Below are 12,355 nucleotides of genomic sequence, written 5' to 3' on the forward strand. Positions count from 1 at the left end.
GGCCCCTCGGCCGTTCCTGGTGTGTTCCGGGTCCGTTCCGGTTGAGCCGGGCGCGCAGCGGGCACCGTCGGACCTGATGACCGAGTGGCTGCTCCTCCTCGCCGCCGTGGTGCTCACGGCACTCACCGGCTTCTTCGTCGCCGCCGAGTTCTCCCTCACGACCGTCGACCGCGGCCGTGTCGAGGAGGCCGCCCGCGCGGGTGACGCGGGCGCAGGCGGTGTCGTGACGGCGCTGAAGTCGCTGTCCACCCAGCTCTCGGCGGCCCAGCTGGGCATCACGCTGACCACCCTGGTCGTCGGCTACCTCGCCGAGCCCGCGATCGGGCAGCTCCTGCACGGCCCGCTCGAGGCGCTGGGACTCTCCCAGGGAGCGGCCACCGGTGTCTCCTACGGCCTGGCGCTGGCACTGGCGACGACGCTGCAGATGCTGCTCGGCGAGCTCGGGCCCAAGAACCTCGCGATCGCCAACCCGCTCGGGGTCGCCCGCTGGGTCGCGCCGGGCATGCGGGCGTTCACCGCGGTCGCGGGCGTCGTCGTCAACGCGCTCCAGCGGCTGGCCAACGCGATCGTGCGCCGGCTCGGCTTCGAGCCGCGCGAGGAGCTCGACTCCGCCCGCGGCGCCGACGAACTGGCCGCGGTGGCCCGCCGGTCGGCCCAGGAGGGTGACCTCTCCCCCGTGGCCGCCCGGCTGCTCGAGCGCTCACTGGGCCTGCGCGCCAAGTACGCCACCGACGTCATGACACCGCGCACCCGGCTGTGGACGCTGCGCGCGAGCGCCACCGCCTCCGACGTCATCGCCGCGGCCACCGAGTCGGGCAACTCGCGCTTCCCGGTCTACGGCTCCGACCTCGACGAGGTCACCGGCGTGGTGCACGTCAAGCGCGCGGTCGCCGTCCCCGAGGCGGAGCGCTCCCGTCGCACCGCCGGTGAGCTGGCCGACCCGGTGCTCGCCGTGCCGTCGTCGCTGAAGCTGGAGCGGCTGCTCGACCTGCTGCGCGAGCAGGGCCTGCAGATCGCGCTCGTCGTCGACGAGTGGGGCGCCACGCACGGCGTCGTGACACTGGAGGACATCGTGGAGGAGCTGGTCGGCGAGATCACCGACGAGACCGACCGGCCGCTGCGGACCGCGCGCCGCGTCGACGACGTCCGGTGGGTGCTCTCCGGGCTGCTGCGCCCCGACGAGGTGCTCGACCGCACCGGGATCGCCGTCCCCGAGGGCCGCTACGAGACCCTGGCCGGCTTCCTCGCCGAGCGGCTGCAGAAGCTGCCCGACGTCGGCGACACCGTCGAGCTCGACGGCGCGCGGCTCACCGTGGAGACCCTCGACGGCCGCCGGATCGCGCGGGTCCGGGCCGAGCGCACGGTGGTGCTCCCACCCGGCGCCACGGCGTCGCGGGTGCGCGCGGAGCGGACGGCGGCATGAGCGACGTCGTCAGCCTGCTGATCCTCGTCGCCCTGCTGCTGGGCAACGCGTTCTTCGTGGCGGCCGAGTTCGCCCTGGTGTCCGCGCGCGTGGACCAGATCGAGCCACGGGCCGAGGCCGGCTCGGCGCGGGCGGCGAAGACGCTGGCCGCGATGCGCAACGTGTCGCAGATGATGGCCGGCGCGCAGCTGGGCATCACCCTGTGCTCGCTGGGCCTGGGCGCCGTCGGCGAGCCCGCCGTCGCCCACCTCATCGAGGCCCCGCTGCACGCCCTCGGCGTCCCGGAGGCGCTGCTGCACCCGATCGCGCTGGTCATCGCGCTGTCGATCGTCACCGTGCTGCACATGGTGCTCGGCGAGATGGTGCCGAAGAACATCACCATCGCCGGGCCCGACCGCGCCGCCATCGCGCTCGGGCCGCCGCTGGCCGCCTTCTCCCGCCTGCTCAAGCCGGTGATCTGGACGTTCAACACCACGGCCAACGCCTTCGTGCGGCTGTTCGGCGCCACGCCCACCGACGAGATCGCCGCCAGCTTCGACGAGACCGAGATCCGGTCGATGATCACCCAGTCGCGGCGCGAGGGGCTGCTGGGCAGCAAGGTCAGCGAGCTGGCCGCCGGCGCGCTCACCTTCGAGCAGCACGCCGTCGAGGACGTGGTGCTGCCGATGGACACCGTCGTCACGGTGCCGCGCTCGACCACTCCCCGGCAGCTGGAGGCCGTCGTCGCCGAGCACGGCTTCAGCCGCTACCCCGTGCAGGCCGACGACGGGTCGCTGGTCGGCTTCGTGCACGTCAAGGACGTGCTCGGGGTCGAGGCCGCCGACCGCGACCGGCCGATCCCCGAGGAGCTGGTCAACCGGCTGGTGCCGATCGCCCCCGGCACGGGGCTGCCCGAGGTGCTGTCGGAGATGCGGGCGCAGGGCGCCCACCTCGGCGGCGTGGTGGACGCCACCGGCGGGGCGCGGCGGACCGTGGGCCTGGTGGCCCTGGAGGACGTGCTGGAGCTGCTCATCGGCGACGTCCGCGACGCCGCGGCCACGCAGGAGCGGGTCATCGCCGACCGCGCCGCCCGCGGCCGGGCCGCCCGACCGGCCGGTGCGGGCGCCGGGGGAAGATGACCGGGTGAGCGCCCCCGTCCTGTCCCCGGAGGTCACCGCCCGCTGGCAGGCGCGCTTCCGCGCGCCCCGCGTCAGCCTGCCCGACTGGGCGCTGCACGCACCGCAGCGGTGCCTGTACGCCTCCGACGTCAGCGGCGTCGTCGAGCAGTACGCGTGGGACCGCACCACCGACGCGCACCGCCAGGCCACCGACCGGCCCAACGGCACCCTGATCGGCACGCTGTCCCCCGACGGCGAGACGATCTGGTGGTTCGCCGACACCGACGGCGACGAGTTCGGCGTCTGGATGGTGCAGCCCTTCGCCGGCGGGGAGGACCGGGTCGCCGTCCCCGAGGTGGGGCCCGCCTACCCCGCGGGCCTGGAGATCGGCGGCTCACTGGTCGCGATCGGCCGGTCCACCGACGACGGCAGCGAGCTGTGGGTGGCCCCGGTCGGCGGGACGCCGCGGGTGGTCTACCGGCACGAGGACCCCGCCTCGGTCGACGCCCTCACCCTCGACGACGACCTGCTGGTCGTCTCGCACTCCGAGCACGGCGACCCGCGCTACCCGGCGCTGCGCGTGCTGCGCACGGACGACGACTCGGTCGTCGCGGAGAAGTGGGACGGCGAGGGGCGCGGCCTGCACGCGCTGGAGTTCGCGCCCCTGCCCGGCGACCGGCGGCTGCTGGTGGGCCACGAGCGGCGCGGCCGCGAGGAGCTGCTGGTCTGGGACGTCGCGGCCGACAGCGAGGTCGAGATCGTGCTCGACCTCCCCGGCGACGTGACCGCCGGCTGGTACCCCGACGGGTCGGCGCTGCTGGTCGGGCACGACCACGCCGCCCGCAGCGAGCTCTACCGCTACGACCTCGGCAGCGGGGCGCTGGAGCGGCTGGACACCCCGCCCGGCGTCGTCCGGGGGCCACCGCCCGCCCCGACGGCACGGTGGAGCTGGCCTGGTCCTCCTCGGCCCTCCCGCCCGTCATCCGCCGCGCCGACGGCCCCGTGGTGCTGGCCGCTCCCGGCGAGGCGCCGCCCGCGGCCCACCCGGTCGAGGACCGCTGGGTGCCCGGCCCCGGCGGGGACGTGCACGCCCTCGTCGTCCGGCCGGCCGGGGAGGCGCCGTACGCGACGGCGTTCCTGGTGCACGGCGGCCCCGAGGCCGCCGACGACGACTCCTACCGCGCCCGCCGGGCCGCCTACGTCGACGCCGGCTACGCGGTCGTGCACGTCAACTACCGCGGCTCCACCGGCTACGGCAGCGCCTGGCGCGACGCGCTGACCGGCCGGCCGGGTCCCACCGAGCTCGAGGACGTCGCCGCCGTCTACGACGCGCTGGTCGCCGAGGGCTTCCTCGACCCGGCGCGGGCGGTGCTGACCGGGGGCTCGTGGGGTGGCTTCCTCACCCTGCTGGGCCTGGGCACCCAGCCCGAGCGGTGGGCCGCGGGCATCGCCGAGGTCCCGGTGGCCGACTACCTGGCCGCCTACGAGGACGAGATGGAGGGCCTGCGGGCCTACGACCGGGCGCTGTTCGGCGGCTCCCCCGAGGAGGTGCGGGAGCGCTACGTGCGGTCCTCGCCGATCACCCACGTCGAGCAGGTGCGCGCGCCGGTGCTCGTCGTCGCCGGCGCCAACGACCCGCGCTGCCCGATCCGCCAGATCGAGAACTACCTCGCCGAGCTCGACCGGCTCGGCAAGCCGCACGAGGTGTACCGCTTCGACGCCGGCCACGGCTCGCTGGTCACCGAGGAGACGATCCGGCAGGTCGAGACGGCGCTGTCGTTCGCGCTGCGGCACGTGCGGCCGTGAGCCGGCCGGGGAGCAGCGCGACGACGGCGAGGGTCGTCAGCAGGTAGAGGTCCTCGACCACGACCCCGAGCACGCCGGCGTCACGGTGGTGGCCGGGGTCGGCCTCGGCGAACCAGATCGAGGACGACGCCAGGACCAGCGCGGCGACGGCGGCCAGCGCCCCGGCGGACCGGCGGGACCGCGCCCAGGGCGTCGTCCCCGGGACCACCGGGCTCCCCGCGGCCACGTCGACGAGCACGACCAGCGCCGGTACCAGCCAGACCAGGTGGTGCGACCAGGTGATCGGGCTGACGAGGCACGCGGCCAGCCCGGTGAGCGTGACGCCGGCCAGGTCGTCGCCGGCCCGGGCGGCGCGCACGGCGCGGACCAGCACCAGCGCCAGCGCGGCGACGGCGAGGACCAGCCACACCGGCCGGGGCGGCTGCGCCGGGTCGGTGAGCCGCGCCAGCGCGCCCAGCAGCGACTGGTTGGAGGTCTTGTCCAGCCGGCCGACCCGGTCGGTCTGCCAGAGCGTGGCCGTGAAGAAGCGCCAGGAGGTGTCCGGGGCGACGGCGAACGCCAGGCCGGTCGCGACGGCCCCGGTGCCGGCCGCGACGCCCGCGGCCCGCCAGCGCCGCGTCAGCAGCAGGTACACCACGAACAGACCCGGCGTGATCTTCAAAGCCGCGGCCAGCCCGATGCCGACGCCGGCCCACCGCGACCCGCGGCGCAGCGCGGCGACGTCGGCCAGCACCAGCGCCAGCAGCACCAGGTTGACCTGGCCGAACCCGATCGTCTCCCGCACCGGCTCGAGGACGAAGAGCACCGGGACCGCGGCGGCGCAGGCGAACCCGACCGGCCGGCCGTGCCGGCGTGCCAGCGGGGCGACCAGCCACCAGGTGACGCCGGCGAGGACGAGCAGGTTGACCGTGGCGTGCACGGCCGCCACCGCCTCGATCGGCAGCAGCGTCATCGGCAGCATGAGCAGCGCCGCGAACGGCGGATAGGTGAAGCCGTACTGCGTGCGGCCGTAGGTGTAGTCGTAGAGCGGGCGGCCCGAGCGCCACCACTCGGCCGCGCCGTCGTAGACCCGCAGGTCGAACCAGTTGTGCCAGGGGTCGTTCGGCACCAGAACGGAGACCAGCGCGGCCACCGCCGCCAGCGCGAGGACCGCGGCGGCCTGCGCCGCGGCCCGCCGGCCGACGGGGGCCACCCCGGTCAGCGCCGGAGCAGCAGTTCGGCGATCTGCACGGTGTTGAGCGCCGCGCCCTTGCGCAGGTTGTCGTTGCTGACGAACAGCACCAGCCCGCGGTCGCCGTCAACGCTCTGGTCCTGCCGGATGCGTCCGACGTAGCTGGGGTCCTGCCCGGCGGCCTGCAGCGGCGTCGGGACGTCGGTGAGCTGCACGCCCGGCGCGTCGGCGAGCAGCTCGGTGGCCCGCGCGACGGTCAGCGGGCGGGCGAACTCGACGTTGAGCGACAGCGAGTGCCCGGTGAAGACCGGCACCCGCACGCAGGTGCCCGAGACGCGCAGGTCGGGGATGCCGAGGATCTTGCGGCTCTCGTTGCGGAGCTTCTGCTCCTCGTCGGTCTCGAACGAGCCGTCGTCGACCAGCGAGCCGGCCATCGGCAGCACGTTGAAGGCGATCGGGCGCACGTACTTCCGCGGCTCGGGGAAGGCCACCGCGGCGCCGTCGTGGGTCAGCTCGGTGGCCTTGTCCACGACCGCCCTGACCTGCCCGTCGAGCTCCTCGACGCCGGCCACGCCGCTGCCGGACACCGCCTGGTAGGTGCTGGCGACCAGCCGGACGAGCTGCGCCTCGTCGTGCAGCGGCCGCAGCACCGGCATCGCGGCCATGGTGGTGCAGTTCGGGTTGGCGACGATGCCCTTGGGGATGTCGGCCAGCGCGTGCGGGTTGACCTCGGCGACCACGAGCGGCACGTCGGGGTCGCGGCGGAACGCGGAGCTGTTGTCGACGACGGTCACGCCGGCCTCGGCGAACCGCGGCGCCTGCACCCGCGAGGTGCTCGCGCCCGCGGAGAACAGCGCGACGTCGAGACCGGTGGGGTCGGCGGTGGCGGCGTCCTCGACGGTGATCTCGCCGTCCCCCCACGGCAGCGTGCTGCCGGCGCTGCGGGCGCTGGCGAAGAAGCGCAGCTCGCTGACCGGGAAGCGGCGCTCGGCGAGGATCTGGCGCATGACGGCGCCGACCTGGCCGGTGGCGCCGACGATCCCGACCCGCAGGCCGTCGGTGCTGGAGCTGGTCCCCTGCGGTGTCATCGTCCGGTCCCTCCGTAGACGACGGCCTCGGCCTCGTCGGTGCCGAGGTCGAAGGCGTCGTGCACCGCGCGGACGGCGAGGTCGACGTCGGTGTCGCGGCAGACCACGGAGATGCGGATCTCCGAGGTGCTGATGAGCTCGAGGTTCACGCCGGCGTCGGCCAGGGCGCCGAAGAAGCGGGCCGAGACGCCGGGGTGGCTGCGCATGCCGGCGCCGACCAGGCTGACCTTGCCGATGTGCTGGTCGAAGCGGACGTCGCTGTAGCCGACGGTGTGCTTCACCTTCTCCAGCGCGGCGAGCGCGGCCGGGCCGTCGCTCTTGGGCAGCGTGAAGGAGATGTCGGCGAGCTTGCTGGCCTCGGCCGACACGTTCTGCACGATCATGTCGATGTTGATCTCGGCGTCGGCCAGCACGCGGAAGAGCTGCGCGGCCTCGCCCGGGCGGTCGGGGACGCCGTAGACGGTGATCTTGCCCTCGCTGCGGTCGTGCGCGACGCCGGTGATGATCGCCTGTTCCACGCTGAGGTCCTCCATCGAGCCGGCCACCACGGTGCCGGGGAGCTGTGAGTAGGAGCTGCGGACGTGCACCGGGATGCCGTAGCGGCGGGCGTACTCGACGCACCGGAGCATGAGCACCTTGGCGCCGGAGGCCGCGAGCTCGAGCATCTCCTCGTAGGTGACGGTCTCGAGCCGCCGGGCGTTCGGGACGATCCGCGGGTCGGCGGTGAAGACGCCGTCGACGTCGGTGTAGATCTCGCAGACGTCGGCCCGCAGCGCCGCGGCGACGGCGACCGCGGTGGTGTCCGAGCCGCCGCGGCCGAGCGTGGTGATGTCCTTGGTGTCCTGGCTGACGCCCTGGAACCCGGCGACGATGACGATCGAGCCCTCGTCGAGCGCGGAGCGCAGCCGGCCGGGCGTGACGTCGATGATCCGCGCCTTGCCGTGGCTGGAGGTCGTGATCACCCCGGCCTGCGAGCCGGTGAACGAGCGGGCCTCGTAGCCGTGCGTGTTGATCGCGATGGCCAGCAGCGCCATGGAGATGCGCTCGCCCGCGGTGAGCAGCATGTCCAGCTCGCGGCCGGGCGGGTCGTCGGTGATCTGCGCGGCCTGGTCGAGCAGTTCGTCGGTGGTGTCACCCATCGCCGAGACCACGACGACGACGTCGTTGCCGGCCGTCTTCTCCGCGACGATGCGCTCCGCGACACGCTTGATGTGGGCGGCGGAGGCCACGGAGGAGCCACCGTACTTCTGCACGACGAGGGCCACGGGTCCACAGGCTACCGATGCCCGCACCCGATCCCGGGATCCAGCCCGGCACCGTCCCATTGCGCCCCCCTGCGGCGCGCGATGTGATCACCGGGTGACCGCTCCCGAGGACTGGCTGCTCAGCGCCGAGGAACGGGGCAACGCGGCCACGGACCTGCCCGCCTGGACCGAGGGCAACCTCGCGGTGCCCCTGGTGCACGGCTCGGCGTACTTCGACGCGCTGGTCGACTGCGTCGAGGCGCTCGACGAGGACGACCACCTCTTCTTCACCGACTGGCGCGGCGACCCCGACGAGGAGCTGCGCCCCGGCGGGCCGACCGTCGCGCAGCTGTTCACCGAGGCGGTGCAGCGCGGCGTGACGGTGCGTGGGCTGGTGTGGCGGTCGCACGTCGACTGGCTGTCGTTCAGCTCCCGCGAGAACCGGGCCCTGGACCGGGAGGTGGAGGACGGCGGCGGGCTGGTCGTGCTCGACCAGCGGGTGCGCCGCGGCGGCAGCCACCACCAGAAGCTGGTCGTCTGCCGGCACGACCAGGACGCCACGGAGGACGCCGCGTTCGTGGGCGGCATCGACCTGTGCCACAGCCGCCGCGACGACGCCGACCACCGCGGCGACCCGCAGTCGCTGCCGATGGCGGCGGCCTACGGCCCGACGCCGCCGTGGCACGACGTGCAGCTCATGATCCGGGGGCCGGCGGTCGCGGCGCTGGACACGGTGTTCCGGGAGCGCTGGGACGACCCGATGGACCCCGACGAGGGCAACCCCATCGCCCACGTCGTCGACCGGCTGAGCAAGAGCCGGATGTTCGCCGACCGGCTGGCCCCGCAGCTGCCCCCTCCCCCGCCCATGGGGCCGCACCTGGTGCAGAACCTGCGCACCTATCCGGCGCTGCGGCGGGGTACCGGTTCGCCCCCGACGGCGAGCGCTCCGTGGCCCGCGGCTACTCCAAGGCCATCCGCCGCGCCCGCCGGCTGATCTACCTCGAGGACCAGTACATGTGGTCGGCCGAGGTGGCGCAGCTGTTCGCCGACGCGCTGCGCGAGAACCCCGAGCTCCACCTGGTCGTCGTCGTCCCGCGCGTCCCCGACCAGGACGGCGCGATCGCCAGGACCCCGCAGTACGTGGGCCGCTGGCAGGCGCTGCAGATGGTCCGGCGCGCCGGCCGCGACCGGGTGCACGTGTTCGACGTCGAGAACCACGAGGGGACGCCGGTCTACGTGCACGCCAAGGTGTGCGTGGTCGACGACGTGTGGGCCAGCGTCGGCAGCGACAACTTCAACCGCCGCTCGTGGACGCACGACAGCGAGCTGTCCAGCGCCGTCCTCGACACGACGCTCGACCCCCGTGAGCCGCGCGACCCCGCCGGGACCGGGGACGGCGCGCGCACCTTCGCCCGGGACCTGCGGCTGGTCCTGGCCCGCGAGCACACCGACCGCGCCGCCGACGGCAGCGAGGACGCCGACCTGCTCGACCCCGACGCCTTCGTGACCACGCTGGAGACCCAGGCCGACGAGCTCGACGCCTGGCACGCCGGCGGCCGCCGCGGCCTCCGCCCCCGCGGCCGGCTGCGCCACCACCGGCCCGAGCAGCTCTCGTTCCCCACCCGGCTCTGGGCCACGCCGCTGTACCGGCTCCTCGACGACCCCGACGGCCGCCCGCTCCGCCTCCGCCGCCGCGGCGAGTTCTGACCCCGGCGCGCCCGAGCGCCGCCCCACGGACCGACCTCTCCCGAGCCGACTCGTGCTCTGCCCCCTCCCGCGAGGCAGAGCTCGAAGGGACGGCGTCATCGCTACACCACGGGAGCTCGTGCTCTGCCCCGTGCCTGTGGGCAGAGCACGAGCTTCCACAGGAGGACGGTCGTGCCCTGTCCGGGACGGTGATCGGCCCACGCTCAGCGCATGGCGGACTTCGATCTCGCGGGTGTCGTGCGACGCGTCCGCAGGGCGGCTGACCTGTCCCAGCGCGAGCTCGCCGGAGCGGCCGGACTGTCCAAGTCGACCATCGCGGCCATCGAAGGGGGGCACCGTGGGCTGGACGCCCGGGCGCTGGCCCGGCTGGCCGCCGTCGCCGGGCTGCGGCTGGCGCTGCTGGACGCGCGGGGCGAGGAGGTGGCGCCCATGGACGGCGCCGCGGTCCGGGACGGGGGCGGCCGGTTCTTCCCCGCCCACCTCGACACCCGGCACGGCGACGACGGCTGGTGGCCCGGGCCGCACCGCCGCGACCGCACGCCCGTCACGTACACGTTCACGCGCGACCGGCCCTGGCGCGACCGGCTCCGGCAGGCGCGCGGCGGCACCCCGGACGACCACCAGCTCCCGCGCGCCGGCGACTCGCTCGCCCAGCGGGCCGCGACCCGGCGGGCGGCCGCGTGGAGGGCGCGCGCGGAGCAACGCGCCCGGCACCTGGAGGAGCGGCGGGAACAGCCGACGGACGACGGCTTCCGCTGCGAGTGCCCGCCGGCCTGCGACGACCTGCTGCTCGACGAGCGCCCGCCCACGCCGGGCCGTTCCGGACCGCACGCGCCCGACTGCGTGTGTCACTGCGACCTGAGCTGACCCGCTGCTACCGTGGGCGCGTGCGCGGCAGCCTCCTGCTTACCCGCCGCGGCGAGGCCCTCTCCTAGGTCGGCTCCCTCGCCGCGGGGATCCTGCCGTGGTCGAAGACGTCCCGGCGCCCGCTGACCGCCCCCGGAGCGACAGTCCAGCCCGCGCCAGAGGAGTCAGACCACCGTGAGCAGCCCGCAGCACCCGCACGCCCGCAACCCGCAGCGTCCCTCGGGGATGCCGATCTCCCGCTACGCCCCGTTCCAGCAGGTCGACCTGCCCGACCGCACCTGGCCCGACCGCGTCACCACCGTGGCGCCGCGCTGGTGCGCCGTCGACCTGCGCGACGGCAACCAGGCCCTGATCGACCCCATGTCCCCCGACCGCAAGCGCCGCATGTTCGAGCTGCTGGTGCGGATGGGCTACAAGGAGATCGAGGTCGGCTTCCCGGCGGCCAGCCAGACCGACTACGACTTCATCCGCCAGCTCGTCGAGGACGACCTGGTACCCGACGACGTCACGATCCAGGTCCTCACCCAGGCCCGTGACGAGCTGATCGAGCGCACCTTCGAGTCCCTGCGCGGCGCCCGGCAGGCGATCGTGCACCTCTACAACTCGACCAGCACCCTGCAGCGCCGCGTCGTCTTCAACAGCGACCGCGCCGGCATCGTCGACATCGCCGTCCACGGTGCCCAGCTGGTCCGCAAGCTGGCCGAGCAGGCCGGGGACACCGAGATCCGCTTCCAGTACAGCCCCGAGTCCTTCACCGGAACCGAGCTGGACTTCGCCGTCGAGATCTGCAACGCCGTCACCGACGTGTGGGAGCCGACCCCCGACCGGCCGACGATCCTCAACCTGCCGGCGACCGTCGAGATGGCCGAGCCGACCGTCTACGCCGACCAGGTCGAGTGGATGCACCGCAACCTCGGCCGCCGCGACGCCGTCGTCCTGAGCCTGCACCCGCACAACGACCGCGGCACCGCCGTCGCCGCGGCCGAGCTGGGCTACCGCGCCGGCGCCGACCGCATCGAGGGCTGCCTGTTCGGCAACGGCGAGCGCACCGGCAACGTCGACCTGGTCACCCTCGGCCTCAACCTGTTCAGCCAGGGCATCGACCCGCAGATCGACTTCTCCGACATCGACGACATCCGCCGCACCGTCGAGTACTGCAACCAGCTGGGCGTGCACGAGCGGCACCCCTACGGCGGCGACCTGGTCTACACCGCCTTCTCCGGCTCCCACCAGGACGCGATCAACAAGGGCTTCCGGGCGCTGGAGGCCGACGCGGCCGAGGCCGGCACGCCCGTCGACGAGATGCCGTGGGCGGTTCCGTACCTGCCCATCGACCCCAAGGACGTCGGCCGCAGCTACGAGGCGGTCATCCGGGTCAACAGCCAGTCGGGCAAGGGCGGCGTCGCCTACGTCATGAAGACCGAGAACCACCTCGACCTGCCGCGCCGGCTGCAGATCGAGTTCAGCGCGGTCGTGCAGCGGCACACCGACGACGAGGGCGGCGAGGTCACCGCCCAGCAGATGTGGGCCGCCTTCAGCAGCGAGTACCTGCCCGACCCCGACGCCCCGTGGGGCCGCTTCGCCCTCACCGGGCACCGGCACACCGCCCACGGTGACCAGCTCGACGAGATGGTCGTGGAGCTGACCGCCGACGGCGTCCCGGTCACCGTGGAGGGCCGCGGCAACGGCCCGATCGCCGCGTTCGTCGAGGCGCTGCGCACCCTCGACGTCGACGTCCGCGTCCTGGACTACGCCGAGCACGCGCTCAGCGCCGGTGGCGACGCCCGCGCCGCCGCCTACGTCGAGTGCGCCGTCGGCGAGCGGGTGCTGTGGGGCGTGGGCATCGACCCCAACATCGTCAGCGCCTCGCTGCGCGCCGTCGTCTCGGCGGTCAACCGCGCCCTGCGGTGAGGCGTCCCGGCCGGGACGGCGGGACACCCCGCCGCCCCGGC

General features: G+C 74.4%; 10 protein-coding genes. 7 read left to right on the forward strand and 3 right to left on the reverse strand.

Annotated elements, in window-relative coordinates:
* Positions 1 to 76 precede the first annotated feature (76 nt).
* From JD79_RS04165 to JD79_RS23360, 3 genes are all read left to right on the forward strand, one after another.
* A complete protein-coding gene (locus JD79_RS04165) occupies positions 77 to 1,423 on the forward strand; it encodes a hemolysin family protein (protein WP_110004503.1) in 1,347 nt (448 codons plus the stop codon).
* Positions 1,420 to 2,541 (forward strand): hemolysin family protein, encoded by a 1,122-nt coding sequence (locus JD79_RS04170; protein WP_110004504.1) that lies wholly within the window; start codon positions 1,420 to 1,422, stop codon positions 2,539 to 2,541. Before JD79_RS04165 ends, JD79_RS04170 begins: the two co-directional genes overlap by 4 nt.
* 1,119 nt (positions 2,542 to 3,660) lie before the next feature.
* The gene (locus tag JD79_RS23360) at positions 3,661 to 4,326 is read left to right on the forward strand and encodes a prolyl oligopeptidase family serine peptidase (protein ID WP_245899663.1); all 666 of its coding nucleotides are present in this window, start codon (positions 3,661 to 3,663) and stop codon (positions 4,324 to 4,326) included.
* On the opposite strand, the gene JD79_RS04180 is transcribed toward JD79_RS23360, so the two are convergent.
* From JD79_RS04180 to JD79_RS04190, 3 genes are read right to left on the reverse strand one after another with little or no spacing between them, the layout of a single operon-like run.
* Positions 4,259 to 5,518, reverse strand: a complete 1,260-nt coding sequence (locus JD79_RS04180; protein WP_211307858.1) for a glycosyltransferase 87 family protein — start codon at positions 5,516 to 5,518, stop codon at positions 4,259 to 4,261. The two genes, JD79_RS23360 and JD79_RS04180, sit on opposite strands and share 68 nt — an antisense overlap.
* Positions 5,519 to 5,523: 5 nt before the next feature.
* Positions 5,524 to 6,585, reverse strand: coding sequence for an aspartate-semialdehyde dehydrogenase (locus JD79_RS04185; protein ID WP_110004506.1), 1,062 nt, complete (start codon positions 6,583 to 6,585; stop codon positions 5,524 to 5,526).
* Complete coding sequence (locus tag JD79_RS04190; protein ID WP_110007414.1) at positions 6,582 to 7,850, reverse strand: aspartate kinase; 1,269 nt, start codon at positions 7,848 to 7,850, stop codon at positions 6,582 to 6,584. The genes JD79_RS04185 and JD79_RS04190 overlap by 4 nt, the downstream gene beginning before the upstream one ends.
* 94 nt (positions 7,851 to 7,944) lie before the next feature.
* On the opposite strand from JD79_RS04190, the gene JD79_RS23365 reads away from it, so the two are divergent.
* The 4 genes from JD79_RS23365 (at position 7,945) to leuA (ending at position 12,314) form a co-directional block, all read left to right on the forward strand.
* Positions 7,945 to 8,823, forward strand: coding sequence for a phospholipase D-like domain-containing protein (locus JD79_RS23365; RefSeq protein ID WP_245899664.1), 879 nt, complete (start codon positions 7,945 to 7,947; stop codon positions 8,821 to 8,823).
* Positions 8,778 to 9,536 carry a phospholipase D-like domain-containing protein gene (locus tag JD79_RS23370; RefSeq protein ID WP_245899666.1) on the forward strand — a complete coding sequence of 253 codons (759 nt, stop codon included), beginning with the start codon at positions 8,778 to 8,780 and terminating at the stop codon, positions 9,534 to 9,536. Before JD79_RS23365 ends, JD79_RS23370 begins: the two co-directional genes overlap by 46 nt.
* A 210-nt stretch (positions 9,537 to 9,746) precedes the next feature.
* Positions 9,747 to 10,403, forward strand: coding sequence for a helix-turn-helix domain-containing protein (locus JD79_RS04200; protein ID WP_110004507.1), 657 nt, complete (start codon positions 9,747 to 9,749; stop codon positions 10,401 to 10,403).
* Between the two features lie 174 nt (positions 10,404 to 10,577).
* The gene (gene leuA / locus JD79_RS04205) at positions 10,578 to 12,314 is read left to right on the forward strand and encodes a 2-isopropylmalate synthase (RefSeq protein ID WP_245899668.1); all 1,737 of its coding nucleotides are present in this window, start codon (positions 10,578 to 10,580) and stop codon (positions 12,312 to 12,314) included.
* Positions 12,315 to 12,355 lie beyond the last annotated feature (41 nt).

The sequence above is a fragment of the Geodermatophilus normandii genome, assembly GCF_003182485.1.
GTDB lineage: Bacteria > Actinomycetota > Actinomycetes > Mycobacteriales > Geodermatophilaceae > Geodermatophilus > Geodermatophilus normandii.